This window comes from Acidocella sp. (assembly GCF_052326845.1).
In the GTDB taxonomy this organism is placed as follows: domain Bacteria; phylum Pseudomonadota; class Alphaproteobacteria; order Acetobacterales; family Acetobacteraceae; genus Acidocella.
This window is the reverse complement of the sequence record NZ_JBKQJR010000191.1, coordinates 1-24,684: the sequence shown is the minus strand read 5'-3', so window position 1 is coordinate 24,684 and position 24,684 is coordinate 1. Positions and strand designations below refer to the sequence as shown.

Below are 24,684 nucleotides of genomic sequence, written 5' to 3'. Positions count from 1 at the left end.
ACACCCAGGGGCTGACTGATTACCTCTTCGTACTGAACGCGCAGCAGGCGCTGCTGGCCGCCCAGGTGAACCAGGCACAGTCCACCGCGCGAATGGGAACGGACCTCGTGACACTCTACCAGGCGCTCGGCGGCGGCTGGGAAGCGCAGTACCCGGTACGGCCGGACTGAAATTGCTCGCTCAAACATAAGGCTGGAGCGTTCAGCCAAATGCTGAACGCTCCAGGGCAAAATTTAAGGGCCGGAGGCTGATGCCACCGGCCCTTTTTCATTACTTCATCGCCGCTTTCAGGTTGGCGTCGATCTTGTCTAGGAAGTCCTGGGTGTTCAGCCAGGGGGCGTCCTTGCTGATCAGGATCGCCAGGTCCTTGGTCATGAAGCCGGATTCCACGGTCTCCACGCACACTCGCTCCAGCGTCTCTGCGAAGGCGGTTACGTCCGGGGTGCCGTCGAACTGGCCGCGATAGATCAGCCCGCGCGTCCAGGCGAAAATGCTGGCGATCGGGTTGGTGGAGGTGGTGCGGCCCTTCTGGTGCTCGCGGTAGTGGCGGGTCACGGTGCCATGCGCGGCCTCGGCCTCAACCGTCTGGCCATCCGGGCTGAGCAGCACCGAGGTCATCAGCCCCAGCGAGCCGAAGCCCTGGGCCACGATGTCGGACTGCACGTCGCCATCGTAGTTCTTGCAGGCCCACACATAGCCGCCGCTCCACTTGAGCGCGCAGGCCACCATGTCGTCGATCAGCCGGTGCTCGTAGGTCAGGCCGGCGGCGTCGAAACGCTCCTTGAACTCGGCGTCGAAGATCGTCTGGAACGTATCCTTGAACATGCCGTCATAGGCTTTCAGGATCGTGTTCTTGGTGGAGAGGTACACCGGGTAGCCGCGTGACAGGCCGTAGTTGAAGCTGGCGCGGGCGAAGCCCTCGATGGAGGCGAGGGTATTGTGCATGCCCATGGCCACGCCGGGGCCATTGAACTTGTGCACTTCCATCACCTGCGGCTCGCCGCCTTCGGGCGTGTACACCAGGCTCACCGTGCCCGGGCCGGGGATCTTGGTCTCGGTGGCGCGGTAGATGTCGCCATAGGCATGGCGGCCGATGACGATGGGCTGCGACCAATGCGGCACCAGGCGGGGCACGTTCTTGCAGATGATCGGCTCGCGGAAGATGGTGCCGTCCAGCACGTTGCGGATGGTGCCGTTCGGGCTTTTCCACATCTTCTTCAGGTTGAACTCGGCGACCCGCGCCTCGTCCGGGGTGATGGTGGCGCATTTCACCGCGACACCATACTTCTTGGTGGCCAGCGCCGAGTCCAGTGTCACCTGGTCGTCGGTCGCGTCGCGGTGCTCGATGCCGAGGTCGAAATACTTCAGGTCGATGTCAAGATAGGGGAGAATCAGTTTCTCCTTGATAAACCCCCAGATGATTCGGGTCATCTCGTCGCCGTCCATCTCCACGACGGGGTTTTTTACCTTGATTTTTGCCATAGTCAGGGCCTCTCTCCATGCAATCGCGAACCTCCATAACACCACCGCCGCGCCGTACAACCCTACCGCGCCCTACTCGCGCGCATGGACGGGATGCGGCAGGCGGTTTAGGAGAGGGGCCGGATAAAAAATTTCGGAGTGATGACATGAGTGGCCGGATTGCCGCCAAAATCGACTGGGCGACCGACTGGGACCGGGACGCCGCGCTGACCACGGCGAAGCTGCTGCTGGAGATCAAGGCGGTGAATTTCCGGCCCGAGGAGCCGTACACGCTCACCTCCGGCTGGAAGTCCCCGGTGTATATCGACTGCCGCAAGATCATCTATTTCCCCCGTGCCCGGGCGAAGATCTGCGACCTCGCCGTGGAGAAGATTTCCCGCCATGTCGGTTATGAGACCATCCAGGCCGTGGCCGGTGGCGAGACAGCGGGCATTCCGTTCGCCGCCTGGATTTCCGAGCGCATGTCCGCGCCGATGGCGTATATCCGCAAGCAGCCCAAGGGCTTCGGCCGCAACTCGCTGATCGAGGGTGATGTGCCGGAGGGGCTGAACACCCTGCTGGTCGAGGACCTCACCACCGATGGCGGTTCCAAGATCCAGTTCGCCAAAGCGCTGCGTGATGCCGGGGCGATCTGCAACCATACCTTCGTCGTGTTCTTCTATGGCGTGTTCCCCGGCAGCTTCGAGACCCTGGCGAGCATGAACATCTCGCTCCACCATCTCTGCACCTGGTGGGACGTGCTGGAAGCCGCGAAGAGCCAGCCTTACTTCTCGGATGCCGCGCTCTCCGGCGTGCGCAAGTTCCTGGAAAACCCGATGGCCTGGTCCGCCGCGCATGGCGGTGTCGCCACGGCCGAGGAAGCCCTGGCGCACAAGCTTGGAAAAGCCGCAAAATAAACAGGTTGGGCCGGAGTCTTCCGGCCTGGTCGAGGCTCTGCACGCGATTCTGGGGCAGGGGGGCTTGCTCACCTCCCCGGAAGACCGCGCCCCTTACGAGCGCGACTGGCGCGGCTTGGTGAAAAACCCGGCCTGCGCTGTCGCCCTTCCCAAGACCACTCAGCAAGTCGCTGAAATTGTAAAACTCTGCGCCGCTAATGGGGTGAGCATTGTGCCCCAGGGCGGCAATACAGGGCTTGTCGCGGGGGCGGTGCCCATTGCCGGGCCGCCGCAGCTCATAATCTGCCTCAATCGTATGAACCGCATCAAAACGATTGATCTTGCGACAAATTATATCACCGCCGAGGCCGGTCTCACGCTGTCTGAACTGCAACACGCGGCGGCGGAGGCAGGGCGATTCTTCCCCGTCAGCTTGGGGGCGGAGGGCTCGGCCCGCATCGGCGGGCTGATCTCCACCAATGCGGGCGGCATGCAGGTGCTCTCTTACGGCTCCATGCGCGCCCAGGTGCTGGGGCTGGAGGTGGTGCTGGCCGATGGCCGCATCTGGGACGGACTCGCCGCCTGCCCCAAGGACAATACCGGCTACGATCTGAAGCAGATCTTCATCGGCGCCGAGGGTACGCTCGGCATCATCACCGCCGCCTGCCTGCGCCTGTATCCGGCGATCGCCGCGCGGGCCAGCGCGCTGGTTGGCGTGGACTCGCCCGAGGCCGCCTTGCGCCTGTTCCAGGCCGCGCGCGCCGCGGCTGGTTCCGGGCTGACCCTGTGCGAATACATGGAAGGCGACTCGCTGGCGCTGGGCGCCGCGCATGTTGCGGGCGGGGCACTGCCTTTTATCGCGCCCGGCTATTTGCTGCTGGAGGTTTCCGCGCCCGACTCGGCCCACGCCCCAGGTGCGACTCTGGAATCTGTGCTGGCCCAGGCCCTGGAGCAAAGCGTGGCCACGGACGCCGTCATCGCCCAGTCAGAGCGCGAGCGGCTGCATTTCATCGCCCTGCGCGAGGCGATCTCCGAGGGTGAACTGGCAGAGGGCGGGGCGGTGAAGCACGACATTTCCGTGCCGCTCGGCAAAATCCCGGCCATGGTCGCGGCGGTGAGGACGCTGGTGGCGGAAAAATACCCTGATTGCCGCCCGAACATCTTCGGCCATGTTGGGGACGGCAACCTGCACATCAATATCCGCCCGCCCAAGGGCCAAAGCATAGCGGATCTGGCCCCTCGCAAAACTGACATTACGGCGGATATCGAGGCTTTGGCTGTCTCCATGGGCGGCAGTTTCTCCGCCGAGCACGGCATCGGCCAGCTTCGTCTCGCCGGCATGGCGGCGCATAAATCGCCGGTGGCGCTGGATCTGATGCGCGCCGTTAAACACGCGCTCGACCCCGCCAACCTGCTCAACCCGGGCAAGACCATCCCCGGCGCGGTCTAAGCCGGTTGTTTCACCATGCGGCGATGCGGGATGCCTGCATCGTCGAACATCGGCCCTTCCGCCACATAGCCGAGCTTTGCGTAGAAATTCAGGGCCTGGAGCTGCGCGTCCAGCATGAGCGCGGCGCCCGGATAATCGGCCTCCACTGCCCGCATCAGCCGCGCCCCGAGCCCGGTGCCGCGATACGGTGCGCGCACGGCAACACGCCCGATTTTCACAATCCCCGCCGCCTTGGCCACTGCCCGCGCCGTGGCGGCGCGCTGTCCATCCACTAAGGCGAGGAAGTGCCGCGCTGTTTCATCCCATTCGTCGCGCTCTTCGTCCTCCGGCACGTTCTGCTCGGCCACGAAGACTTCCATGCGTATGGCAAGGCAATCGGCGAACGCCGCGCTGCCGAAGGCACAGCTGCAAAACTCGATCACCGCTGGACGAGGCCGATCACCGTGCTCTGCGGCGGCATGCTGTGCAGCAGCGTGGGCCAGCGCGTGGCCGGGAAGTTGAAGCTGGCTGTAGGCGTCGCGCCGGGGTGGCGGACCATGCCGAACGTTGTTCTGGTCACTGCGTCGAATGCCGCGCCGCCCATGGCCGCTCCCTTGGGCGCCAGATAGGCGACGTTGAGCAGGTAGGGCGCGCCGCTGCCTGTCTGCATGATGAACAGCCCGTCGGCGGTCTTGCTGGTATCGCCACCCTGGTCGGTGCCGATCCAGAGTTGGTTTTGCGTGTCGAAGTCCAGCGTGCGCGGCTGGCGCAGCCAGGCTTGGCTGCCCGGGCCATATTGAGTGCCCGGCGCGCTGGCCGGATTGCCCGCCACCAGTACCAGCTTGCCGGCGAAGGATTTCGCCGTCACGTCGCCACCGGGAATGGCGAAGCTGATGATGTGGCCGTTATTGTCCCCGGCGCGCGGGTTCAGCGCATCCGCCTGGGTACGCGCGGCATTGCCCCGGCAGGCGAGGTAGAGCGTGGCGCCATCCTGCGTCAGCGCGAGGCCGCCGGGGGCATCGAACGGCGAGGCGCCAGCCTGGGCCGCAGCACCCGCCAGCCCGGCCAGGGTCGGCACATCGGTCCCGAGATCCAGCCAGTTTATGGCGCTGCCCTGGATTTGCGCTACGGAGATCGTGCCAGAATCCAGCGCCGTGCCGTCGGTGGCGTTGGTGGCGGCGATGAAGCGGAACAGGAACCCGGCCGGGTCGTCCTGGGTGAAGAACACGACCGGGCGGCCATCCGTGGTCTGGGTGGCCGCAATACCCGTCCGCGCCAGGCGGCCCAGCGCCGTGCGCTTGATCGGGATGCTCTGCGGGTCCAGCGGGTTCAGCTCCACCACCCAGCCGAAGCGCGGTGCCTGCGCCGGATCGGCATAGCCATAGCCGACATTGGCCAGGCGCTGCAGCCATGCTCCGGCATCGCCCTCGGCCAGCAGGGCGGTACCCCAGGGCGTGGCGCAACCACCCTGCGGCGCCAGCACCCCCTGCACGGTGCCGCCGAGCACTGCCGCGGCTGGGCCTGACATCTGGCACAGCGTGCCGTCGGCAATGCGGCGGGACTGGTAACCGCCATCCACCGAGACCCAGCGTCCACCCAGATATTCCAGGTTGATGACGGTGACGCCCTGTTCACGCCCCGCGACATCCGGGTTGTCCACCCCGCCGGGGAAGACCATGCGCGCCGGCACATCCGGCGTGGCCACAACCAGCACCTTGCGGGGAATGCCGTCCTGCGCCGGGGGCGGGTTGATGAGTGCGGCGATCACGCCATCATAGGGGAACTGGCTGTCGGCCTGGTCACCGGTCAGCGGATTTGGGTTGAAGGGAGGCGCGTCCGGCAGCACGCCGTCGCCCCAGCGGGCGATGACGATGCGGTTGAAGCCCTCGCCCACCGTATCGTCGAGCTTGGCTGCCTGTGTGTTGGGTGGCCGGGGCAGGGCCGGTGTGCCCAGCGCGGATTGCGCCCGCGCCGAGGCCGCGGCCAGCCCGCCCATGGATACGCCGGAGAGGAAAACCCGCCGGCGCATCGGTTAAAATCCGCTGCCGCTGCTGGTGCCGCCGATATCGGAAGGCGCCGCGCCGAGACCGCCTCCGGAGGTATCCGAGGCTGCACCCAGCGGGTTGTAGCTGCCCACGCCGCCGACCAGCATCTGGAAGAAGCCGGCATGCCCGCCCGGCGCCGGGGTGATGTTGCCATCCATGGCGACATGCACGGCATCCTGGGTGTCCTTCTGGGTGATGCTCTGCAACACGCCGTTATTGTCGAAGGTCATGACCACCACGTGCTGGGTCTTCACGCCCTCGGTCTGGCCGATGCGCATGCGCGTGACCTGAGACACGTAATCCCAGTTGTTCTGGTTGAACTGCTCCACGAAGGTCGGCGGGCCGAGCACCGCCTGCACGTCAGCCTGCTGGGAGAGGCCTGGGGTCAGTTCCTTGAGATCGTGCGCGGACACCGCCACGCCGCGGTAATGCGGCGCGTCCGAAAAGATGGCGCAGCCGGACAGGGGTAGCAGCGCGCAGGACAGGAGCGAAAACTTCAGCTTGGCAGTGCGCACGCGATGATCCTCAATTCCACGACAAGGTCTTCCCCGGCTGGGTCTCACGGCTGGGGCTTTCGTGTCAATGCGCAGCGACTATATTGCGCGCATGGACGAAGAACTCAGCCGGACCGTCAAGGCCGGACTTATACATGAAAACCCGCAAACGCACGAGGTGGAGGCCGACGATGCCGTCCGCGCCGCGCTGGCGGAACGGTTTGGCCTCCCCGGCATCGCCCGGCTGCGCGGCGATTTCACGTTGCGCCACGAACGGAGCGGGGTGATCGCCGCGACTCTGAAGATGCGGGCGCGAGTCACGCAGGTCTGCGTGATCAGCCTGGAGCCGTTCGAGACCAGCATCGAGGAGGAGGCGGAACTGCGCTTCGTGCCCTCCGAGGCCGTGCCGGAGGACGAGGAGGAGGAATTCCTGCCCGAATCCATGGAGGGACCGGACGAGCTGCCTTATTACAACGGCATGATCGACATCGGCGCCGCCCTGGCCGAGCAGCTTGCACTGGCACTCGACCCGTACCCGCGCAAGCCAGGGGCGGAACTCCCGCCCGAGGCGAGCGACGACTCCGCTCACCCCTTCGCAGGCCTCAAGGCCAGGTTCACCAAGCCTGAATAAGCCCAGGTTTTCCAAGGAAAGCGCACCGCGCCAACAGGGATTGGCGGCTTAAGTGGCAGGCATGACTTGCGATGCGGCGGCGGCTCTGCTACGCCGCGCCTTCCAATCACACTGACTGTATTTTTAAGGCATAAGCTCATGGCCGTACCGAAACGTAAAACCTCCCCGTCGCGCGCTGGCATGCGCCGCAGCCACCACGCTCTGCGCGCCGAAGCGCATGCTGAGTGCGCCAACTGCGGCGAGCTGAAGCGCCCGCACCACGTCTGCGCCCATTGCGGCCATTACGACAACCGTGAGGTTGTTGGCGCCGGCAAGGATGCCAAAGGCGTTGTTCGCGTCTAAGCGGTAAGGTTTCAGCCACGCGGTGATGGATAACGCCCGAGGTATGCAGTGAGCCGGACTAACATACTGGCTGTGGATGCCATGGGCGGAGACCACGCTCCTGAGGCGATTATCGCCGGGCTGGACATTGCCGCTGAGCGCCACAAGCTCGCCCATTTCCTGGTCTTCGGGGACGAGGCGCGGGTTGCCCCGCTCATCGCCTCGACCAAGCGGCTGAAGCATCGCTGCACGCTGCACCCCACGACGGAAGTCATCGCCGGCGATATGAAGCCGACTGTGGCGCTGCGCCTGCGCGACTCCTCGATGCGCCGGGCGATCGACGCCGTGGTGAACGACGAGGCCGCGGGCGTGGTCTCGGCCGGGAATACCGGCGCGCTGCTCGCGCTTTCCAAGATCGTGCTGAAGACCCTGAAGGGCATCGACCGCCCGGCCATGGCGGCAACTGCGCCGTCGGCCCGCAGCGACGTGGTGATGCTCGATCTTGGCCTGAACGTGGTCTGCGACGCCCGCAACCTCACCGAATTCGCGCTGATGGGCGATGTCTTCGCCCGCATCGTGCTGGGCTTGCCGAGCCCGACCATCGGGCTGCTCAATATCGGCTCCGAGGAAGGCAAGGGCGACGAGATCCTTAACGCCGCCGCCGCCAATCTGCGCGAAAGCCCGATCGCCAAACAGTTCTACGGCTTCGTCGAGGGGCATGACATCGCCGCCGGCACGGTGGACGTGGTGGTGACCGACGGCTTCACCGGCAATGTGGCGCTGAAGACGGGGGAGGGCGCGCTGAAACTGGTCGGCGAGCTGCTCCGGCGTGTGTTTAACGCCGGGCCGCTGGCCAAGATGGGCTATGTCTTCGCCCGCGGCTCGCTGAAGCGCCTGAAGGAAACCCTTGACCCCCGCCGCTATAACGGCGCCGTGCTGCTCGGCCTGAACGGCGTGGTGGTGAAATCCCACGGCGGGACGGATGCGCTGGGCTTTGCCCACGCGGTGGATGTAGCGCTGGACATGGTCGCCAACGATTTCAACAGCCGCATTGCCGAAGGCCTGACGGCAATGGACAGCGCCTTGCTCGCAGCCAGGCCCGTGGCCGCACAAAATGTCTGATACCCTGATCCGCCGCGCCGTACTCACCGGTACGGGCGCCTATCTGCCTGAAAAAATCGTCACCAACGCCGAAATGGCGGAGCGTGTGGATACCTCGGATGAATGGATCACCGAGCGCACCGGCATCAAGCAGCGTCATTTCGCCGCCCCACATGAGACCGCGACTTTCATGGGCGCCGCCGCCGGGCGGGCCGCGCTGGAAGCAGCCGGGCTGAAGCCCGAGGCGCTGGGCGCCATCATTGTCGGCACCTCCACGCCGGACAATGCCTTTCCCTCCACCGCCGTGCAGATCCAGGCGGCGCTTGGCGCCAACCGGGCCTATGGGTTCGACCTCTCGGCGGCGTGTTCTGGCTTTATTTATGGCCTCTCCATTGCCGATGCGATGATCCGCGCCGGCCAGGTGGACAGCGTGCTGGTCATCGGCTCGGAGGTCTATTCCCGCATCCTGAATTTCGAGGACCGCGGCACCTGCGTGCTGTTCGGCGATGGCGCCGGGGCGGCGCTACTTGAGGCCCGGAACGTAGCCAAGGACGGCCCAGGCCTGCTCTCCACCCATCTGCATTCCGATGGCCGGCTCGCGGACATCCTCTACGTGGATGGCGCGGTGGGCCAGCCCGACAAGCCCGGCCATCTGGTCATGCACGGCAAGGAAGTGTTCCGCCACGCCGTGACTCTGCTCTCCGGCGCGGTGAGCGAGGCCCTGGAAGCCAACGGCCTGACCGCCGCCGATATCGACTGGCTGGTGCCGCACCAGGCCAACAAGCGCATCATCGACGGCGTGGGCAAGAAGCTCGGCCTGCCGGCTGAGCGCGTCGTCGTCACCGTGGACAAGCACGCCAACACCTCCGCCGCCTCCATTCCGCTGGCTCTGGCCATGGCGGTGGGCGAAGGGCGGATCAAGCCCGGCCAGCTTGTTTTACTCGAAGCTCTCGGCGGTGGCTTGACATGGGGTTCCGCGCTATTGCGCATGTAACCTCAGTGTACGCGCCCAGCAAAAAGCCTTAAAATCAAGGGCAATCATCAAAGGTTGCCGAAAGTACAGAGATTCGTAAACGTTCTTATTGATTCTTAAAAGACGCGTGCTAATCTTGAAAAATGAACACATTGACCCGTGCGCAACTGACAGAGGCTATCTATGCCGCCGTGGGGTTGTCGCGGCACGAATCGGCGGATCTGCTGGAACTGGTGCTCACTCGCATCGCTGACGCTCTTGCGGATGGGAAATCTGTTAAAATCAGCGGGTTCGGGACATTTTCTGTCCGCCAGAAAGGGCGCCGGGTCGGCCGTAACCCCAAAACCGGCGTCGAGGTACCCATCCTGCCCAGGCGGGTTCTGGTGTTCCGCCCGAGCCAGATTTTGCGTGATGCGGTGAATGAGTCGGCAGGCCAGCAGGCCTCATCGTAAGTAACAATGGAAAAGATCGATGGTCCGCATGGTGGATGAAGACGACTTCAACGCGGATGATGACGAAGGCGGGCACGAGGCCGGCCGTCCACGCGTGCGCAAGACCGCCGATGCCTTCCGTACCATCTCCGAGGTGGCTGACGAACTCCACGTGCCGCAGCATGTGCTGCGCTTCTGGGAGACCAAGTTCCCGCAGGTCCGTCCGCTGAAGCGCGGGGGCGGGCGGCGCTATTACCGGCCCGAGGATGTGGCGCTGCTGCGCCGGGTGGCCGATCTGCTCTACACGCAGGGCTATACGATCAAGGGCGTGCAGCGCCTGCTGCGCGAAGGTGGCGGCGCGTTTCACGACAATATCCCGCCAGCACCCGCCGAGGAGCGTATGGCCGCGGAAGCTGAGCGTCAGGCCGTTATGCTGCCCGAGCCGCCCGTGGCCGTGAAGAAACCCGCAGTGCCGCAGCCGGCCATGCCCGGGCTGCTGCCCGAGGAAGCCAAGCCCCAGGCCGAGCCGCCCGCAGCGCCAGCCGAACAGCCAAGCCTGCGCCAGAAGACCGAGACGGAGATCGACCGGCTGCGCCACCTGCTGGGCGAGACGCTCGCGGCCCTCGAAGAGTTGCGCAAGCTTCTGGATTGATTTTCGAATAAATTCACTGCCACGCCTTGGCGGCGCGGGCATAAGTTGCTACAGGCTCCCCCCACGGTTCGGAGCGTAGCGCAGCCTGGTAGCGCATCAGTCTGGGGGACTGGGGGTCGTGGGTTCGAATCCCGCCGCTCCGACCATTTCCAAAAACATTGCTGTTCTTGCCAATACCCGCCTTCCGGTAAGGCCGGCGCTTATTTGCTCGTCTGCTCAGGGGACGCCGTGCCAATGAAGGGCAGGGGCGCGCCAGCCGTCAGGTAGTGGGGCAGGGTACCGTCCCACTTGTCCAGCGCCTTCTGCTGCAAAAGGGTGGGCGTGAGCGACTGGGCGATCAGCGCGTTGGCCTTGGCCTGCGCATCGGCGGTGAGCAGCAGCGCCTGGGCTTGGCCCTGCGCCGTCGCCACGGCAGCGTCGGCCTGGGCCTTGGCCTGCACCACCTGCTGCTGGGCGGATATCTGCGTCTGCTGCAGCGTGTACTGCGCCTGCAGCGCCTGCTGCTGCGCCACCTGCTTCTGCTCGATGGCCTGGGCATAGGCGTCGGAGAACGCGAAGTTGGACACGTTCACGGCCTCAACAGTCAGCTTATATGGCGCCAGCGAGGCGACGATGAGCTGCTTGATCTGCTCATCCACGGCATCACGCTTCGTCACCAGCTCCTCGGCGTCGTAATTCGCGGTCACTTCCTTCACGTCGTTGGACACAGCCGGGGCGATGATGCGGCTACCCAGCGTGTCGAAATCGCGGAAATTCTGGTAGAAGTCCGGCGCGTCGGCCGGGGCGACATGGAAGGTCACGGCGATTGAGGTCGTCACCTGCTGGAGGTCGTGCGTCGAGGCCGTCTCGTCGCTGGTAACGGTCTGCGGCTGTACGGAAACCGGGATGGCCTGCTGGTAGATCGGAACGACGAAATGCAGCCCGGGGCTGAGCGGCGCCGACTGCACGGAGCCGAAATCGGTGAGCACGCCGGCATAGCCGGAGCTGATCTGCACGAACGGGTTCATCTGCACCAGCAGGAAGAGCAGCACTGCCGCCCCAATGGCAGGAGCGATCCACTTGCGCGCGTGGGCGGAACCGGAGGGAAGCCTGTCAACATTCGGAAGGATTGCCATGCTGAAAACCTTGCACAGCTTTTCAGGCCGCACCAGCGGCAGCGGCTAATTGTAATTGGCCTGAAACGAAAAGGGCGGGCCAGATGCCCGCCCCGGTTTCGTCACGCCGCCGCGTCGAGCGCCTGGGAGAGGTCGGCGATGATATCCTCGATATGCTCAAGCCCGATGGAGAGCCGCACATAGCCGGGGGTAACGCCGGTCGCCGCCTGCTCGGCCTCGGAGAGCTGGCTATGCGTGGTGCTGGCCGGGTGGATGGCGAGCGAGCGCGCATCGCCGATATTGGCGACATGGTAGAACAGCTGCAGGGTGGAGATGAACCTCTTCCCCGCCTCGGCGCCGCCGGCCAGCTCGAAGCCGACCAGCCCGCCCTTGCCGCCCTTCAGGTACTTGTCGGCCAACTCCTTCTCCCGCCCGGTGGCGAGGCTGGGATGGATCACCTTGGTCACGTCCTTGCGGGAGGTCAGGAATTTCACCACCGCTTCCGCATTCTCCGAGTGGCGGGTGATGCGCAGCGGCAGCGTCTCGATGCCCTGGATGATCTGGAAGGCGTTGAACGGCGACAAGGCAGCCCCAAGATCGCGCAGCAACACCACGCGGGCGCGGATGATATAGGCGATCGGCCCCAGCGGCTTCACCGCCTCGCTCCACACAGCGCCGTGGTAGGAGGGGTCCGGCGTGTTGAGCAGCGGCTGGCGTTCCGGGTACGCGCCCCAGTCGAAATTGCCGCCATCGATGATCACGCCGCCGATGCTGGTGCCGTGCCCGCCAATGTACTTGGTGGTGGAATACACCACCACGGCCGCGCCATGCTCGAAGGGGCGCACCAGCAGCGGGGCGGCGGTATTGTCCACAATCAGCGGGATGCCGAACTTGCGGCCGATGGCGGCGACTTCCGCGATCGGGAACAGGCGCAGCTTCGGGTTCGGCAGGGTTTCGGCATAATAGGCGCGGGTGCGGTCATCGGTGGCGCGGGCGAAAGCCTCCGGGTCCACCGGGTCCACAAAGCGCACCTCGATCCCCTGGTCCTTCAGCGTGTTGGCGAACAGGTTCCAGGTGCCGCCATAAAGGTCCGTGGAGGCCACCACGTTGTCCCCGGCGCGGGCCAGGTTCTGCAGCGAGAAGGCTGAAGCCGCTTGGCCCGAGGCCACCGCCAGCGCTGCCACGCCGCCCTCGATGGCCGCCAGACGCTGCTCCAGCACGTCCGTGGTCGGGTTCATGATGCGGGTGTAGATGTTCCCGAATTCCTTCAGCGCAAACAGGTTCGCGGCGTGCTCAGGCGAGTGGAACTGGTAGGAAGTGGTCTGGTGAATAGGCACCGCCACCGAGCCTGTGGTGGCATCAGCCCGCCAGCCGGCGTGCAGGGCGAGTGTTTCGGGGTGCTTGGAATTGATGGCCATGACTGCGTCCTGTTTGGTTTTGTTGTGGACGCAGCATGTCACACAAGCGATTTCCCTACAAGGCAAATAGAGTTCAGGCCACGCTCTCCAGCGTCCCCGTCTCCACGTCAAAATGCATCCCCGCCAGGGTCAGCCTTCCATCGCGCACACGCTTGGCAATCCAGGGAAAGGTAAGCAGATTGGCGAGCGAGACGCGGATTGCCTCATGCTCGCAGGCATAGCAGCGCGCGTCGAAATCCTCCGGCATATCGGGTGAATCGCAAACCCGCTGGCGCGCGGATTTGGCGATCTCCATCCAGGATTCGAGGAAGTCCCCATGGCTGCCATCGGGCTGCATCAGCGCGCGGATGCCGCCGCAGCGCGAATGGCCCATGACGACGATGCTGCGTACCTCCAGCGCGGTGACGGCGAATTCCAGCGCCGCCGAGGTGCCGTGAGTGCTGGCGTCCGGCGCGTAAGGCGGCACTAGGGCGCTTACATTGCGCACCACGAAAATCTCGCCCGGGGCGCAGTCGAAGATCGCCTCCGGCGCCACGCGGGAATCGGCGCAGGCGATCACCATCGCCGGGGGCGACTGCCCGTCCCGCGCCAGGGTGGAATAGAGTTCCTCGTGTTCCTGCCAATAGCCTTTGCGAAAGCGCTCGTAACCTTCAAGTAGCGTTTTCATAATCCCTCCCGCTTTGCGGCGTTCCATAGGCTGTCCATCTCGTCCAGGCTGGACGAAGCCGGGGTCTTCCCCTCGGCGGCGAGCAACGCCTCGACGCGGGAAAAGCGCCGGATGAATTTCTCATTCGCGCCTTCCAGGCAGGCCTCGGCATCCTGCCCCAGCTTGCGGGCGAGGTTCGCCAGCACGAACAGCATGTCGCCCAACTCGTCCTTGATCCGATCCGGTGCCGCAGCGGGTAATTCGGCGCGCAACTCGGCGGTTTCCTCCGCCAGCTTGTCCAGTACCGCCTCGGCATTCGGCCAGTCGAACTTCACCCGTGCCGCGCGGGCGGTGAGCTTCTGCGCCCGCTTGAGCGCGGGCAGGCCGGTGGCCACGCCTTCCAGCACGCCGTGCTGCGCCTTGGCCAGGCGCTCCTCGGCTTTCTGCGCCTCCCAGGCGGCTGTCTGCCCCGCCGCGGTGCGCGCGGCCTCGTCCCCGAACACATGCGGGTGGCGGCGGATCATCTTGCCGGTAATGCCGCGCGCCACATCGTCGAAATTGAACCAGCCGCGCTCGGCGGCCATCTGGGCGTGGTACACCACCTGGAACAGCAGATCCCCCAGCTCATCCTTAAGCTGCTCCGGCTCGCCGGACTCGATCGCCGCCCGCACCTCGTAGGCTTCTTCGATGGTGTAGGGTGCAATAGTCTCGAAACTCTGCTCCTTGTCCCAAGGGCAGCCGGTTTCCGGGTCACGCAAGGCGGCCATTACGTTGATCAGTGCCGAGATTGGTGGTTCAGTGCTCATGCGCCGAGTGTAAATTCCGGGGGTGAAAATGGCCAGCGCCTACGATTTCTCGTTCGAGACCCTGCAGGGCAAGCCCTATCCGCTGAGCGCGTTGGCCGGGCGCCCGCTGCTGGTGGTGAACACGGCGAGCAAATGCGGCTTCACCCCGCAATACACGGCGCTGCAGGCGGTGTGGAAAGAATTCGCTCCCTCTGGGCTCGTGGTCATCGGCGTGCCGTGCAACGATTTCGGTGCGCAGGAGCCGGGCAGCGAGGAGGAGATCGGGCGGTTCTGCGAGATCAATTACGGCGTGGACTTCCCGATGATGAGCAAGGTGCATGTGAAGGGGCCGAAGGCGCACCCGTTCTTCACATGGGCGGCGGGGCAGGGCGGGTTTCTCTCCAAGCCGCGCTGGAACTTCTACAAATATCTGGTGAACAAGAATGGCGGGCTGGAGGACTGGTTTTCCTCAAAAGCCTCGCCGGATTCAAAAAAATTCAAGGCGGCACTACGGAAAATGCTTTGAGGACGATTTTTCGGGCTTCGTCCCACAGGCCGTAATCGTCGAATTCCTGCTCCCGTACCCAGGCGCAATCCGTCACATCATCGCCGGGGCGGGCCTCGCCGCCCACGTAGCGGCCGGTGAAGTCGAGAATGGTGTAGTGAAACTGGATGCGCCCGTGCGGGTCGTGGTGGATTGAGTCGACATGGCCAACAAGCGTGAGCTGCCCGCAGGCGAGGCCCGTCTCTTCCAGCAATTCGCGCCGTGCGGCCTCTTCCGCCGTTTCGCCCAGCTCCTGCCTGCCGCCGGGCAGGGCCCAGGCGCCAAGCGCGGGCGCCTTGCCGCGCTTCACGAGCAGAACTTCATCGCCACGGAGCAGAACGATACCGATGCCGACCTGCGGGCGGGCGGGGTACGGTGGCATGCTATCCCGCCCTTACCGTCTGGATCGCTTCGCGCTGGTCGAACAGGTTGAGCAGCACCCGCGCCGCCTGTCCGCGCTCGCTCTCCAGCTTCGGGTCGCGTTGCAGCAACAGCACCGCATCCTGGCGCGCCATGTCCAGCAGCGCCGCGTGTTTTTCCGGGTCGGCGAGGCGGTATCCGGGCAGACCAGATTGTTTCGTGCCCAGAAAATCCCCCGCGCCGCGCAGGCGGAAATCCTCATCGGCGATGAGAAACCCGTCCTCGGTGTCGCGCAACAGTGAGAGGCGTTTGCCCGCCGTCTGGCCCAGCTTGGAATCATGCAGCAGCAGGCAATAGCTTTTCGCGGCACCGCGCCCCACGCGCCCGCGCAGCTGGTGCAGCTGCGCCAGGCCGAAGCGCTCGGCATGCTCGATCACCATCACATTCGCCTCCGGCACATCTACGCCGACCTCGATCACCGTGGTTGCCACCAAAATTTGCGCCCGCCCCTCCGCAAAATCGCGCAGCGCCGCGTCGCGCTGCGCCGGGTCCATCTTGCCATGCGCCATCGCCACCACATCGCCAAAACGCTGGCGCAGCTGGCCGAAGCGCATTTCCGTGGCGGTGATGTCCAGCACTTCCGATTCCGCCACCAGCGGGCAGACCCAGTACACGCGCCCGCCCGCCGCGATGGCGCGCGCGATCGCGGCCTCCACCTTTTCCAGTTCGGAAAGACTGTGCAGCGTGGTGGTGATCTTCTCGCGGCCCTTGGGTTTTTCGGTGATGCGGGAAACATCCATCTCGGCCCAGTGCGTGAGCAGCAGCGTGCGCGGGATCGGCGTCGCCGTCATCACCAGCAGGTCCGTCGCATCGCCCTTCTGCCCTAGGGCCAGACGCTGATCGACCCCGAAACGATGTTGTTCGTCGATCACCGCGAGGCCGAGATCATGGAACTCCACATGCTTCTGAAAGATCGCGTGCGTGCCAATGACGATCTTCAGGCTACCATCCGCCAGCCCCGCGAGAATCTCACGCCGCGCGGCACCCTTCACATTGCCGGTGAGCAGCGCCACCGGCACGGGCGAGAGCTTCTGGAAGGTGGCGAGATGCTGCTTGGCCAGTATTTCCGTTGGCGCCAGGAACGCCGCCTGGGTGCCTGCCTCCACCGCGCGCAGGCAGGCGAGCAATGCCACCAGAGTCTTGCCGGAGCCGACATCACCTTGCAGCAGGCGCAGCATGCAATGCGGCGCGGCCATATCGGCGTCGATCTCGGCCAAAGCCTGCAACTGCCCGGCGGTGGGGGCAAAACCGAAGCGCGCGAGCGCCGCCTTGCGCAGCCTGCCATCGCCCAGCAGCGGCCGGCCCGGACGGCGGCGGCGCATACCGCGCACGATGGCGAAGGTAAGCTGGCGGGCGAGCAGTTCGTCATAAGCCAGGCGCTCGGCGGGGCGATGGTCCGGCACCTCCGTGGGCGCATGCAGCGCGTGCAACGCCGCCACGAAGCCCGGCCAGCCCCGCTTAGCCAGCAACGCCTTGTCGTGCCATTCGGGGAAATCCGGCAACCGCGCCAGCGCGCCCAACGCCGCCCGGCGCATGATTCGTGGCACGACCCCGGCGGCCAGCGGCCAGACCGGCTCGATCCACGGGAAATCCCGCTCCTGCGCCTGGGACACCACATAATCGGGGTGCGCCATTGCCAGCACGTCGTTGAAGCGCTCCAGCTTGCCGGAAACGGTCAGCTTCGCGCCGATGGGAAACTGCACCAGCCGCGCCGCGTGGAACAGCACGATTTCGGCAAAGCCCGTGCCGTCACCGATGATCACCCGGTGCGGCTGGCTCTGGCGCGCGGGCGGCTCATGGCGGATCACCTCCACCCGCAGCGTGGCAATGCTCCCCGGCCTGGCCTCGGCGATTTTGGGCGTGGCGCGGCGGTCGTGGAAATCCACGGGCAAATGGAACAGCACGTCGCGCACGGTGCCGCCCCCCACCAGCTTTGCCACCAGGGCGGCCAGCTTCGGCCCCAGGCCGGGCAGGGTGGAGATCGGGGCGCGCAGGGGGAGCAGAATATCCATCGTCACATGCTGACTCTTGGCCAAACCGCGCCTATACCGCAACCCGCCATGACCGACACAGACCACACCGAACTGGACACCCGCCGCCGCCGGATCATCTTCCGTGCGCAGCATCGCGGTACCTATGAGAATGACCTGATGATCGGCGATTTCGTGAAGGCGAATATCGGCGCCATGAGCGAGGCCGAATTGGACGAGCTGGAAGCGGTGATGGAGTTCCCGGACGCCGAGCTGGCCGACTGGCTCACCGGCCGCCTGCCGATTCCCGACTATGCCGACAGCCCGATGTTCCGCCGCATCCGCGAAGCGGCCCTCAACCGCGCATGATCCCGGTTTACGGCGCGCCGGACGGCGTAGATGCGCTGGTTCTGGTTCGCCGCCTGGCCGAACATCACGGGCCAGTGCTGCATATCACGCGGGACGACACGCGCCTCGCCGCCCTGGCCGAGGAGATCGCGTTCTTCGGCCCGGAGGCCGAAATCCTCACCTTCCCGGCCTGGGACTGCCTGCCCTACGACCGCGTTTCCCCTAATGGCGGCATCATCGCCGAGCGCATCGCGGCCCTGAGCCGCCTGCAGGCGGAGCCGGGCAAGAAGCGCATCGTGCTCACCACCGTGAACGCGGCGTTACAAAAAGTCCTGCCACGCAAGGCGCTGGCCGGGGCAGGCATGAGCCTCGCCGTGGGCGACTTGGTGTCGCTGGACGATATCGCCGCCTTCCTGGACGCCGACGGCTACCGCCGCACCGGCACGGTGATGGAAGCGGGTGAATTTTCGCTCCGTGGCAGCATTATCGACGTGTTCCCCGCCGGTGAAGCCGCGCCGGTGCGTATCGACCTGTTCGGCGACACCATCGAAAGCATCAAGCGCTTCGACCCCGAGACCCAGCGCAGCGGCGAGGCGTTGCCCCGGCTCGACTTCCACCCGGCCTCGGAAGTTTCGTTCGACGGCGCTTCCGTCGCCCGCCTCCGCACCAACTGGCGCGAGCTGTTCGGCCCGAAGGCGGTGGAAGACCCGCTCTATGTCTCGGTCACCGAGGCCCATCGCCACCCCGGCATCGAGCATTACGCCCCGCTCTTCGCCGAAAGCATGGACACGATCTTCGACTACGTGCCCGGCGCGTCGGTCAGCCTAGACCACCAAGTCGAGGGCGCGGTGGCGGCGCGGCTTGAGCTGATCGCCGACCATTACGCCGAGCGTCGCGCCCCGGCCCGCGCGGGCGAGCCCATCTACCGGCCCATTCCGCCCGGCATGCTGTACCTGGACCGCGAAGGCTGGGACGCCGCCCTGGCCAAAGGCCCGTGCTTCGAAATCACCCCGTTCTCCAAGCCCGATGGCGGTGCTCCGGGCGTGGATATCGGCGGCCGCCCTGGCCCCATCCTCACCGGCCAGCCGCTCGCGGCGTTCGATGCCTTTGCCGAGCTTAAGGGCAAATGGGCAGAGTCCGGCCGCACCATCATCCTCGCCGCCTGGAGCTTCGGCTCGCGCGAGCGCCTGTCGCTGATGCTGAAGGAGCACGGCATCCGCGAGGCCCGCGCCGTGGCCACGGCGGACGAGGCACGCGCCTTGCCGCGCGGCACTGTGGCGCTGGTGGTGCTGCCACTGGAGCGCGGCTTCGTCACCGATCGCCTGGCCGTTGTGGCGGAGCAGGACCTGCTCGGCAGCCGCATCGCCCGACCGCCCAAGCGCAAGAAACGCGCCGACCAGTTCATCGCCGACGCGACCGAGATCGAGGCTGGCGACCTCGTGGTGCATCAGGACCACGGCATCGGCCGCTACGAGGGGCTGGAAACCGTGACCGTGAACGGCGCGGCGCATGACTGCCTCAAGCTGATCTACGATGGCGGGGACAAGCTGTTCCTGCCTGTGGAGAATATCGATCTGCTCTCGCGCTTCGGCAATGAAGGCGACGGGGTGACGCTCGACAAGCTCGGCGGTGCCTCCTGGCAGGCGCGCAAGGCCAAGGCCAAGAACCGAATCCAGGACATGGCGGCCGGGCTCATCCGCCTTGCCGCCGAGCGGCAGATGCGCGACGCCCCGATGCTCGCCGCTGACGACGGCGCCTTCGCCGAGTTCTGTGCGCGCTTCCCCTATACCGAGACCGAGGATCAGGCGAAGGCGATCTCCGACGTGATCGAGGATTTCGCGGCCGGCAAGCCTATGGACCGGCTGATCTGCGGCGATGTCGGCTTCGGCAAGACGGAAGTCGCCCTACGCGCCGCCTTCGTCGCCGCCATGGCCGGTACGCAGGTGGCGGTGGTGGTGCCGACCACGCTGCTCGCCCGCCAGCATTACCGCGCCTTCTCGGCGCGCTTCGCCGGGCTGCCGGTAAAGGTGGCGCAGCTCTCGCGCATGGTCACGGCCAAGGAGGCCACGGCGGTGAAGGCGGGGCTCACCAGCGGTGAAATCTCCATTGTCATCGGCACGCATGCGCTGATGGCCAAGGGCGTGGAATTCTCCGATCTCGGCCTGCTGATCGTGGACGAAGAACAGCATTTCGGCGTGAAGCATAAGGAGCGGCTGAAGGAGCTGAAGGCCGACGTGCATGTGCTCACGCTCACCGCCACGCCGATCCCGCGTACGCTGCAACTGGCGCTCACCGGCGTGCGCGACCTCTCGCTCATCACCACGCCCCCGGTGGACCGCCTTGCAGTGCGCACCTTCATCATGCCGTTCGACAGCCTGGTAATTAAGGAAGCCATCGCGCGCGAAAAATTCCGCGGCGGGCAGATTTTCTGTGTCGTGCCGCGCATCGAGGATCTGGACCCCATGGCCGCGCGGCTGCGCGAGATTGTGCCCGATATCCGCACGATCATGGCCCATGGCCGCTTGGCACCCACCGAGCTTGAGCGGGTGATGACCGAATTCGGCGAGGGCAAGTACGATGTGCTGCTCGCCACCAATATCGTGGAATCCGGGCTCGACATGCCGGCGGTGAACACGCTGATCATCTACCGGGCGGACATGTTCGGGCTGGCGGGGCTCTACCAGCTGCGCGGGCGCGTGGGGCGCGGCAAGCAGCGCGGCTATGCCTACCTTACCTGGCCGCCGCACCACCGCCTCTCCGCCGCTGCCGAGAAGCGGCTGGAAGTGATGCAGACGCTGGACACGCTCGGCGCGGGCTTCACCCTGGCGAGCCACGACCTGGACCTGCGCGGCGCGGGGAACCTGCTGGGCGACGAGCAATCCGGCCATATCCGTGAGGTTGGCATCGAGCTGTACCAGCAGATGCTGGAGGACGCGGTGAACGCCATCCGCGCCAAGGGCAAAGAGAAGGTGGTGGAGCGGGACTGGACGCCGAACATCAACCTCGGCCTGCCGGTGCTCATCCCCGAGACCTATGTGGCGGACCTGCCGGTGCGCCTCGGCCTGTACCGGCGTATCGGCGCGCTCACCTCGGACGCCGAGAGCGAAGCGCTGGCGGCGGAACTGGCGGACCGCTTCGGGCCGCTGCCGCCCGAGGTGGAAAACCTGCTGGAAACGGTGGCGCTTAAGCGCGCCTGCCGCGCGGCGAATGTGGAGAAGCTCGATGCCGGGCCGAAAGGCATGGTCATCGCCTTCCGCAAGAACGATTTCTCCAACCCCGCCGGGCTGATCCAATGGATCGGCACCAAGGGCGGGCTGGTGAAGCTGCGGCCGGACCAGAAGCTGGTGGTGGCGCGGGATATGGACGTGGCGGCGCGCATGGGGCTGGCGCGGGACGTGCTGGGCAATCTGGTGAAGCTGGCGAAGCTGGAAAATGCGAATGCATAAAGGCCGGCTGGAGGCCTTCACCGACGGCGTGATGGCTATCATCATCACCGTGATGGTGCTGGAACTCCATGTGCCGCACGGCGATACCCTGGCCGATCTGCTTGCCCTGTGGCCGGTGTTTCTCTCTTACGTGCTGAGCTTCGTCTATATCGGCATCTACTGGAACAACCACCATCACATGTTCCAGGTGAGCCCCACGGTTACGGGCAATGTGCTTTGGGCCAACCTGCATCTGCTGTTCTGGCTCTCGCTGCTGCCGTTCACCACCGGTTGGATCGACGAGAACAAGTTGGCGCGCTGGCCAGTGGCGCTGTTTGGGTTCGACCTCTTCATGGCGGCTATCGCCTATCTGATCCTGCAAGCAGCGCTTATCGTGCATCAGGGCGCTCAGAGCGTTCTTGCCCGGGCGGTAGGGCACGACGCCAAAGGCTGGATCTCCTTGCTGTTGTACCTGGCCGGAATCGGCATCGCCACCGCCGGATTACCGCGTTTGGCCTATGCAACGCTGTGGCTTCCCGCATTGCTCTGGGTCGTGCCGGACAAGCGCATCGAGCGCGTGGCGGCGAAAGGTGACAACGGGTAGCCAGTTGGGCTTGCATTTTACCCCGCGCGCCAAATATCCGTGATGTTCTAAAATAAAGAATATTTAAGGGAATTTCACATGGATCTCGGCATCAAGGGCAAGCTTGCGCTAGTTACCGGCAGCACGGCGGGCATCGGCAATGCCATCGCCGCCTCGCTGGCGAAGGAAGGGGCGCGGGTGATCATCTCTGGCCGCAAGCAAAAGGCGGTGGATGCGGCCGTGGCCAAGCTGAAGGCAGAGGGTGGGGACGTGCTCGGCTTCGCCGGCGATCTCACCGATGCCAACACCGCCGAGGCCCTGGCTAAGGCGCATCCGGGGGTGGCAATCCTGGTCAATAATCTCGGCATCTTCGAGCCGAAAGCTTTCGAGGACATTCCGGACGAGGATTGGCGCCGCTTTTTCGAAGTGAACGTGCTGAGCGGCGTGCGTCTCTCGCGCCTTTATCTGCCCGCGATGAAGCGCGCCAACTGGGGGCGCATCATTTTCATCTCCAGCGAGAGCGGGGTCCAGATCCCGGCGGAGATGATCCATTACGGCATGACGAAGAGTGCGCAGATCGCGGTGGCGCGAGGTCTGGCGGAAGAGGTGGCGGGCACCGGCATCACCGTGAACAGCGTGCTCCCAGGCCCGACGAGTTCCCGCGGCGTGGGCGAGTTCGTGGATGCTCTGGCCAAGGCAGAGGGGATGACCTTGGAGACGTTCGAGAAGAATTTCTTCGAGAAGGTGCGCCCGACCTCCCTCATCAAGCGCTTCGCCACGACGGAGGAAGTGGCGGCGATGGTCACCTACGTTGCCAGTTCGCTCGCCTCAGCCACCACGGGTGCTGCATTGCGCGTTGATGGCGGCGTGGTGAAGAGCGCGTTCTAGAGCCTGATCGTTTGAGGTTGAATCGCTTCGCGATTGAACCTCAAACGTGAATCAGTCTCTCATCAATAAGTTAGAGTGCGATCGCACTCTAAGCTTTCCGGCTCGGCGTCAGCGTACCGCCATCTTCGAGAACAGATTCAACACGGCCACCCCGGACATGATCAGCCCGACGCCGAACATCCCAGCCAGGTCCACCGGCTGGCGATAGTAGAAATATCCCACGCCGACGATGACGACGATGCCGATGCCGCACCACAGCGCATAGGCATAGCCGAGCGGAATGACCCGCACCGCCAACGAGAGCGAATAGAAGCTGATGCAGTACCCGACGACGACGATCAGCGAGGGCAGCAGGCGGGTGAAGCCGTCAGCCAGCTTTAGGGCCGAGGTCGCGGTGACTTCCGCGAAAATCGCCAGCAGCAGGTAAAGATAAGCAGAGGCCACGCCTCAGAAATCCGTGCAGCGGCCGTTTTTCTCCCAGTCGCCGTAGCGGGTCGGCTCCGGCCCCTTCGGCCCGCCGATCTCCTTCGGCAGTTTCTGGGGCTCCGGCGTCTTTACCGGCTCTTTGGCGGCGTCTTCGGTCTGCTTTTCCATGCCGGCCAATGTAAGCGTTTTTACCCTATTGTGAAGCCGCCGCCCGCGCCTGGGCTATGCGCTGCTCGTCCAGCGGCCGCCAGGAGGCATCTTCCGGCGCATGGGCCAGGGATTGCTGGAACAGCGCGAGCGCCTCGGGCGTGATGGCACCAGCCTCCTCGGCCAGCGCCTCGGCCAGATATGCCTGGCCCTGGCTGGCATCGGCGGAATTTGGATCGACTGTGGCGAGACGCGCCCGCAGCATGGAGATTAACTGGTCCAGCCGGGCTTTCTCCACCGCCTGACGCGCCACCCATTGCGTATGCGGCTCCGAGGGCACGGTAGGCGTGCTGCCGGGCAGGTACAATGCGAAGGCCATGATGGGCAGGGCGATGATGGTGGCGATCAGCAGGGGCTTGGCATTGCCGGTGAGTTGCGGGGCGGTGAAACCGTCTGCCGCCAGCAGGCGGCGCTCCACCTCCAGCGTTGCCGCCTTGTATTCGGCCTCGCCGATGCGTCCTTCCTCATGGTCGCGCTGCAACTCGGCAAGCTGGGCGCGGTGGGTGGCAAGTGCTGCCTCGCGCCGGTTCTGTAAAAATTTAGGCGGGCGGAAGGCGAGGGCCAGCGGCGCGGTGAGCACCAGCGCCAGGACCAGCATGGCGGCGAAGATCATAGCAGTTCATCCAGCCGGGCGCGTTCGGCGTCGGTAAGCGGGACAGGGGGCGCCGCGCCGCGCCGCGCCGCCCAGAACGCCACCGCGCCCAGAAGCAAAGCCAGCACCGGCATGGCGTAAAGCAGCCAGGTAAGCGGCGAGACCGGCGGCTTCAGCAGCACGAAGATGCCGTAACGCTGCACCATGTAGTTCATGATGTCCTGATCCGGCACGCCCTGCACCACCTGCTGGCGGATGATGCCGCGCAGCTGCCCGGCCAGCTTGGCGTTGGACTCCTCGATGCTCTCGTTCTGGCAGACCAGGCAGCGCAGCTGGTCGCCAATCGCCTCGGCCCGCGTCTCCTGCGCCGGGGTCAGCGTTACGCCGTCGCGCGTCACCATGTCCTGCGCCAGCGCCAGGGCGGGAAGCAGCGCGAGGGCGAGCCAGAGCTTCCTCATGAATACCTCGCCAGCAGCGGGTTGAGCACGCTGGCCACCACGTCATCGGTCAGCGCCCCGGCATAGCGCCAGCGGACGATGCCGGTCTTGTCGATGAAATAGGTCTCCGGCACGCCGTAAACGCCCCAGTTTATGGCGGTGGTGCCATCCGCATCGGCGGCGAGGCGCTGATAAGGGTTGCCATTCTGCGCCAGAAATTGCGAGAGCGCCTGCGGGTCATCCTCATAGGCGATGCCCCAGATGCCGAGACCCGAGGCCGCCAGATTGGCCAGCATCGGCGCTTCCTGGAGGCACGGCACACACCAGGAGGCAAACCAGTTCACCAGCATGGGCTTGGGCGGAGCGGAAATATCGGTATTGGCGAAGCCCTGCATGCCCCCGGCGCCGGGCAGGGAGAATGCGGGCGGGCGCTTGCCGATGAGCGGCGAGGGCAAGGTATGCGGGTC

Annotated in this window: 28 protein-coding genes and 1 tRNA gene; 14 read left to right on the top strand and 15 right to left on the bottom strand. The window is 65.3% G+C overall.

Annotation, left to right across the window (positions count from 1 at the left end; translation table 11 throughout):
- Window positions 1-270 precede the first annotated feature (270 nt).
- Complete coding sequence (locus ACLPJJ_RS12835) at window positions 271-1,482, bottom strand: NADP-dependent isocitrate dehydrogenase (protein WP_443591370.1); 1,212 nt, start codon at window positions 1,480-1,482, stop codon at window positions 271-273.
- 146 nt (window positions 1,483-1,628) lie between these two features.
- On the opposite strand from ACLPJJ_RS12835, the gene ACLPJJ_RS12830 reads away from it, so the two are divergent.
- Complete coding sequence (locus tag ACLPJJ_RS12830) at window positions 1,629-2,378, top strand: orotate phosphoribosyltransferase (RefSeq protein WP_443591369.1); 750 nt, start codon at window positions 1,629-1,631, stop codon at window positions 2,376-2,378.
- The gene (locus ACLPJJ_RS12825; RefSeq protein ID WP_443591368.1) at window positions 2,359-3,807 is read left to right on the top strand and encodes an FAD-binding oxidoreductase; all 1,449 of its coding nucleotides are present in this window, start codon (window positions 2,359-2,361) and stop codon (window positions 3,805-3,807) included. The genes ACLPJJ_RS12830 and ACLPJJ_RS12825 overlap by 20 nt, the downstream gene beginning before the upstream one ends.
- Here ACLPJJ_RS12825 and ACLPJJ_RS12820 read toward each other — a convergent pair.
- The 3 genes from ACLPJJ_RS12820 to ACLPJJ_RS12810 are packed head-to-tail and all read right to left on the bottom strand — an operon-like array spanning window position 3,804 to window position 6,346.
- Complete coding sequence (locus ACLPJJ_RS12820; RefSeq protein WP_443591367.1) at window positions 3,804-4,229, bottom strand: GNAT family N-acetyltransferase; 426 nt, start codon at window positions 4,227-4,229, stop codon at window positions 3,804-3,806. The genes ACLPJJ_RS12825 and ACLPJJ_RS12820 overlap by 4 nt on opposite strands.
- Window positions 4,226-5,815, bottom strand: a complete 1,590-nt coding sequence (locus ACLPJJ_RS12815; RefSeq protein ID WP_443591366.1) for a PhoX family protein — start codon at window positions 5,813-5,815, stop codon at window positions 4,226-4,228. The genes ACLPJJ_RS12820 and ACLPJJ_RS12815 overlap by 4 nt, the downstream gene beginning before the upstream one ends.
- Window positions 5,816-5,818: 3 nt before the next feature.
- The gene (locus ACLPJJ_RS12810; protein WP_443591364.1) at window positions 5,819-6,346 is read right to left on the bottom strand and encodes an outer membrane protein assembly factor BamE; all 528 of its coding nucleotides are present in this window, start codon (window positions 6,344-6,346) and stop codon (window positions 5,819-5,821) included.
- A gap of 67 nt (window positions 6,347-6,413) precedes the next feature.
- Here ACLPJJ_RS12810 and ACLPJJ_RS12805 point away from each other — a divergent pair, with 67 nt between their 5' ends.
- The 7 genes from ACLPJJ_RS12805 to ACLPJJ_RS12775 all read left to right on the top strand — a co-directional run bounded on the left by ACLPJJ_RS12805 (window position 6,414) and on the right by ACLPJJ_RS12775 (window position 10,580).
- Window positions 6,414-6,956 (top strand): YceD family protein, encoded by a 543-nt coding sequence (locus tag ACLPJJ_RS12805; RefSeq protein ID WP_443591363.1) that lies wholly within the window; start codon window positions 6,414-6,416, stop codon window positions 6,954-6,956.
- A gap of 138 nt (window positions 6,957-7,094) precedes the next feature.
- Window positions 7,095-7,298 carry a 50S ribosomal protein L32 gene (gene rpmF, locus ACLPJJ_RS12800; RefSeq protein ID WP_443591361.1) on the top strand — a complete coding sequence of 68 codons (204 nt, stop codon included), beginning with the start codon at window positions 7,095-7,097 and terminating at the stop codon, window positions 7,296-7,298.
- 48 nt (window positions 7,299-7,346) lie between these two features.
- Window positions 7,347-8,399 carry a phosphate acyltransferase PlsX gene (gene plsX / locus ACLPJJ_RS12795; protein ID WP_443591360.1) on the top strand — a complete coding sequence of 351 codons (1,053 nt, stop codon included), beginning with the start codon at window positions 7,347-7,349 and terminating at the stop codon, window positions 8,397-8,399.
- The gene (locus tag ACLPJJ_RS12790; RefSeq protein WP_443591359.1) at window positions 8,392-9,372 is read left to right on the top strand and encodes a beta-ketoacyl-ACP synthase III; all 981 of its coding nucleotides are present in this window, start codon (window positions 8,392-8,394) and stop codon (window positions 9,370-9,372) included. Before plsX ends, ACLPJJ_RS12790 begins: the two co-directional genes overlap by 8 nt.
- Window positions 9,373-9,494: 122 nt before the next feature.
- Window positions 9,495-9,803 carry an integration host factor subunit alpha gene (locus tag ACLPJJ_RS12785; RefSeq protein WP_443591357.1) on the top strand — a complete coding sequence of 103 codons (309 nt, stop codon included), beginning with the start codon at window positions 9,495-9,497 and terminating at the stop codon, window positions 9,801-9,803.
- A gap of 28 nt (window positions 9,804-9,831) precedes the next feature.
- Entirely contained in the window at window positions 9,832-10,434 is a 603-nt protein-coding gene (locus ACLPJJ_RS12780) for a MerR family transcriptional regulator (protein WP_443591372.1), read from the top strand.
- Between the two features lie 69 nt (window positions 10,435-10,503).
- Window positions 10,504-10,580: transfer RNA gene (locus ACLPJJ_RS12775), tRNA-Pro, on the top strand.
- 54 nt (window positions 10,581-10,634) lie between these two features.
- On the opposite strand, the gene ACLPJJ_RS12770 is transcribed toward ACLPJJ_RS12775, so the two are convergent.
- The 4 genes from ACLPJJ_RS12770 to mazG all read right to left on the bottom strand — a co-directional run bounded on the left by ACLPJJ_RS12770 (window position 10,635) and on the right by mazG (window position 14,398).
- Window positions 10,635-11,549 (bottom strand): prohibitin family protein, encoded by a 915-nt coding sequence (locus ACLPJJ_RS12770; protein ID WP_443591355.1) that lies wholly within the window; start codon window positions 11,547-11,549, stop codon window positions 10,635-10,637.
- 101 nt (window positions 11,550-11,650) lie between these two features.
- Window positions 11,651-12,946, bottom strand: coding sequence for an O-acetylhomoserine aminocarboxypropyltransferase/cysteine synthase family protein (locus ACLPJJ_RS12765; RefSeq protein WP_443591354.1), 1,296 nt, complete (start codon window positions 12,944-12,946; stop codon window positions 11,651-11,653).
- Window positions 12,947-13,019: 73 nt separating this feature from the next.
- A complete protein-coding gene (locus tag ACLPJJ_RS12760) occupies window positions 13,020-13,613 on the bottom strand; it encodes a carbonic anhydrase (RefSeq protein WP_443591353.1) in 594 nt (197 codons plus the stop codon).
- A complete protein-coding gene (gene mazG / locus ACLPJJ_RS12755; protein WP_443591352.1) occupies window positions 13,610-14,398 on the bottom strand; it encodes a nucleoside triphosphate pyrophosphohydrolase in 789 nt (262 codons plus the stop codon). The genes ACLPJJ_RS12760 and mazG overlap by 4 nt, the downstream gene beginning before the upstream one ends.
- 28 nt (window positions 14,399-14,426) lie before the next feature.
- Between mazG and ACLPJJ_RS12750 the strand changes: the two genes are divergently transcribed.
- Complete coding sequence (locus tag ACLPJJ_RS12750; RefSeq protein WP_443591351.1) at window positions 14,427-14,903, top strand: glutathione peroxidase; 477 nt, start codon at window positions 14,427-14,429, stop codon at window positions 14,901-14,903.
- On the opposite strand, the gene ACLPJJ_RS12745 is transcribed toward ACLPJJ_RS12750, so the two are convergent.
- Together ACLPJJ_RS12745 and recG are read right to left on the bottom strand one after the other, a co-directional pair.
- Window positions 14,875-15,303, bottom strand: coding sequence for an NUDIX hydrolase (locus tag ACLPJJ_RS12745; protein ID WP_443591350.1), 429 nt, complete (start codon window positions 15,301-15,303; stop codon window positions 14,875-14,877). The genes ACLPJJ_RS12750 and ACLPJJ_RS12745 overlap by 29 nt on opposite strands.
- Window position 15,304: 1 nt before the next feature.
- Window positions 15,305-17,353: an ATP-dependent DNA helicase RecG gene (gene recG, locus ACLPJJ_RS12740; protein WP_443591349.1), complete on the bottom strand. Its 2,049-nt coding sequence runs from the start codon at window positions 17,351-17,353 to the stop codon at window positions 15,305-15,307.
- Window positions 17,354-17,401: 48 nt separating this feature from the next.
- On the opposite strand from recG, the gene ACLPJJ_RS12735 reads away from it, so the two are divergent.
- The 4 genes from ACLPJJ_RS12735 to ACLPJJ_RS12720 all read left to right on the top strand — a co-directional run bounded on the left by ACLPJJ_RS12735 (window position 17,402) and on the right by ACLPJJ_RS12720 (window position 22,555).
- Window positions 17,402-17,680, top strand: a complete 279-nt coding sequence (locus ACLPJJ_RS12735; RefSeq protein WP_443591348.1) for an FAD assembly factor SdhE — start codon at window positions 17,402-17,404, stop codon at window positions 17,678-17,680.
- On the top strand, window positions 17,677-21,105 hold the full coding sequence (gene mfd, locus ACLPJJ_RS12730; protein WP_443591347.1) for a transcription-repair coupling factor: 3,429 nt from the start codon (window positions 17,677-17,679) through the stop codon (window positions 21,103-21,105). The genes ACLPJJ_RS12735 and mfd overlap by 4 nt, the downstream gene beginning before the upstream one ends.
- Complete coding sequence (locus tag ACLPJJ_RS12725; protein ID WP_443591346.1) at window positions 21,098-21,688, top strand: TMEM175 family protein; 591 nt, start codon at window positions 21,098-21,100, stop codon at window positions 21,686-21,688. The genes mfd and ACLPJJ_RS12725 overlap by 8 nt, the downstream gene beginning before the upstream one ends.
- Window positions 21,689-21,766: 78 nt before the next feature.
- A complete protein-coding gene (locus ACLPJJ_RS12720) occupies window positions 21,767-22,555 on the top strand; it encodes an SDR family NAD(P)-dependent oxidoreductase (RefSeq protein WP_443591345.1) in 789 nt (262 codons plus the stop codon).
- Window positions 22,556-22,663: 108 nt separating this feature from the next.
- Here the strand turns inward: ACLPJJ_RS12720 and ACLPJJ_RS12715 are convergent, their stop codons facing one another.
- The 5 genes from ACLPJJ_RS12715 to ACLPJJ_RS12695 form a co-directional block, all read right to left on the bottom strand.
- A complete protein-coding gene (locus ACLPJJ_RS12715; RefSeq protein WP_443591344.1) occupies window positions 22,664-22,999 on the bottom strand; it encodes a DMT family transporter in 336 nt (111 codons plus the stop codon).
- 3 nt (window positions 23,000-23,002) lie between these two features.
- Window positions 23,003-23,149 (bottom strand): DUF1674 domain-containing protein, encoded by a 147-nt coding sequence (locus ACLPJJ_RS12710; RefSeq protein ID WP_443591371.1) that lies wholly within the window; start codon window positions 23,147-23,149, stop codon window positions 23,003-23,005.
- A gap of 25 nt (window positions 23,150-23,174) precedes the next feature.
- Window positions 23,175-23,801 carry a c-type cytochrome biogenesis protein CcmI gene (gene ccmI / locus ACLPJJ_RS12705; RefSeq protein ID WP_443591343.1) on the bottom strand — a complete coding sequence of 209 codons (627 nt, stop codon included), beginning with the start codon at window positions 23,799-23,801 and terminating at the stop codon, window positions 23,175-23,177.
- Window positions 23,798-24,238 (bottom strand): cytochrome c-type biogenesis protein, encoded by a 441-nt coding sequence (locus tag ACLPJJ_RS12700; protein WP_443591342.1) that lies wholly within the window; start codon window positions 24,236-24,238, stop codon window positions 23,798-23,800. The genes ccmI and ACLPJJ_RS12700 overlap by 4 nt, the downstream gene beginning before the upstream one ends.
- Window positions 24,235-24,684: DsbE family thiol:disulfide interchange protein (locus ACLPJJ_RS12695; RefSeq protein WP_443591341.1), on the bottom strand; the 450-nt coding region annotated here is incomplete at its 5' end. The genes ACLPJJ_RS12700 and ACLPJJ_RS12695, both read right to left, overlap by 4 nt.

Excerpts from the sequence above, each read along its gene's own strand:
- ACLPJJ_RS12835 (WP_443591370.1), bottom strand. The coding sequence starts at position 1,482 with ATGGCAAAAATCAAGGTAAAAAACCCCGTCGTGGAGATGGACGGCGAC.
- ACLPJJ_RS12830 (WP_443591369.1), top strand. The coding sequence starts at position 1,629 with ATGAGTGGCCGGATTGCCGCCAAAATCGACTGGGCGACCGACTGGGAC.
- ACLPJJ_RS12815 (WP_443591366.1), bottom strand. The coding sequence starts at position 5,815 with ATGCGCCGGCGGGTTTTCCTCTCCGGCGTATCCATGGGCGGGCTGGCC.
- ACLPJJ_RS12805 (WP_443591363.1), top strand. The coding sequence starts at position 6,414 with ATGCGCAGCGACTATATTGCGCGCATGGACGAAGAACTCAGCCGGACC.
- rpmF (WP_443591361.1), top strand. The coding sequence starts at position 7,095 with ATGGCCGTACCGAAACGTAAAACCTCCCCGTCGCGCGCTGGCATGCGC.
- ACLPJJ_RS12790 (WP_443591359.1), top strand. The coding sequence starts at position 8,392 with ATGTCTGATACCCTGATCCGCCGCGCCGTACTCACCGGTACGGGCGCC.
- ACLPJJ_RS12785 (WP_443591357.1), top strand. The coding sequence starts at position 9,495 with ATGAACACATTGACCCGTGCGCAACTGACAGAGGCTATCTATGCCGCC.
- ACLPJJ_RS12780 (WP_443591372.1), top strand. The coding sequence starts at position 9,832 with ATGGTGGATGAAGACGACTTCAACGCGGATGATGACGAAGGCGGGCAC.
- ACLPJJ_RS12770 (WP_443591355.1), bottom strand. The coding sequence starts at position 11,549 with ATGGCAATCCTTCCGAATGTTGACAGGCTTCCCTCCGGTTCCGCCCAC.
- ACLPJJ_RS12765 (WP_443591354.1), bottom strand. The coding sequence starts at position 12,946 with ATGGCCATCAATTCCAAGCACCCCGAAACACTCGCCCTGCACGCCGGC.
- ACLPJJ_RS12760 (WP_443591353.1), bottom strand. The coding sequence starts at position 13,613 with ATGAAAACGCTACTTGAAGGTTACGAGCGCTTTCGCAAAGGCTATTGG.
- mazG (WP_443591352.1), bottom strand. The coding sequence starts at position 14,398 with ATGAGCACTGAACCACCAATCTCGGCACTGATCAACGTAATGGCCGCC.
- ACLPJJ_RS12750 (WP_443591351.1), top strand. The coding sequence starts at position 14,427 with ATGGCCAGCGCCTACGATTTCTCGTTCGAGACCCTGCAGGGCAAGCCC.
- ACLPJJ_RS12745 (WP_443591350.1), bottom strand. The coding sequence starts at position 15,303 with ATGCCACCGTACCCCGCCCGCCCGCAGGTCGGCATCGGTATCGTTCTG.
- recG (WP_443591349.1), bottom strand. The coding sequence starts at position 17,353 with ATGGATATTCTGCTCCCCCTGCGCGCCCCGATCTCCACCCTGCCCGGC.
- ACLPJJ_RS12735 (WP_443591348.1), top strand. The coding sequence starts at position 17,402 with ATGACCGACACAGACCACACCGAACTGGACACCCGCCGCCGCCGGATC.
- mfd (WP_443591347.1), top strand. The coding sequence starts at position 17,677 with ATGATCCCGGTTTACGGCGCGCCGGACGGCGTAGATGCGCTGGTTCTG.
- ACLPJJ_RS12725 (WP_443591346.1), top strand. The coding sequence starts at position 21,098 with ATGCATAAAGGCCGGCTGGAGGCCTTCACCGACGGCGTGATGGCTATC.
- ACLPJJ_RS12720 (WP_443591345.1), top strand. The coding sequence starts at position 21,767 with ATGGATCTCGGCATCAAGGGCAAGCTTGCGCTAGTTACCGGCAGCACG.
- ACLPJJ_RS12710 (WP_443591371.1), bottom strand. The coding sequence starts at position 23,149 with ATGGAAAAGCAGACCGAAGACGCCGCCAAAGAGCCGGTAAAGACGCCG.
- ccmI (WP_443591343.1), bottom strand. The coding sequence starts at position 23,801 with ATGATCTTCGCCGCCATGCTGGTCCTGGCGCTGGTGCTCACCGCGCCG.
- ACLPJJ_RS12700 (WP_443591342.1), bottom strand. The coding sequence starts at position 24,238 with ATGAGGAAGCTCTGGCTCGCCCTCGCGCTGCTTCCCGCCCTGGCGCTG.